Origin of the sequence: Vibrio sp. 10N.261.55.F4, assembly GCF_041470465.1 — a bacterium.
In the GTDB taxonomy this organism is placed as follows: domain Bacteria; phylum Pseudomonadota; class Gammaproteobacteria; order Enterobacterales; family Vibrionaceae; genus Vibrio; species Vibrio crassostreae_C.
In genome coordinates this window covers 1-224 of sequence record NZ_JBFRMM010000057.1, presented here as the reverse complement: position 1 = coordinate 224, position 224 = coordinate 1, and the positions used below count along the sequence as shown (strand labels likewise).

General features: G+C 43.8%; 1 rRNA gene. It reads right to left on the bottom strand.

The window, feature by feature from the left end:
* Positions 1-107: 107 nt before the first annotated feature.
* Positions 108-224, bottom strand: a 23S ribosomal RNA gene (locus AB4249_RS21645); the annotation flags it as partial.

Sequence of the window (224 nt, the reverse complement as noted above, 5' to 3'; positions counted from 1 at the left end):
ATGGTCGCCAAGCAAATTTTAAAATTCGGAAAACTGATTTAAAAGTCTCTTCAAACTCATTCAAGGTCTGGTCTTTCTTTGAGTCCACAAAACCCCTTGGGTGTTGTATGGTTAAGCCTCACGGGCAATTAGTACAGGTTAGCTCAATGCCTCGCAGCACTTACACACCCTGCCTATCAACGTTCTAGTCTTGAACAACCCTTAAGGACGCTTATAGCGTCAGG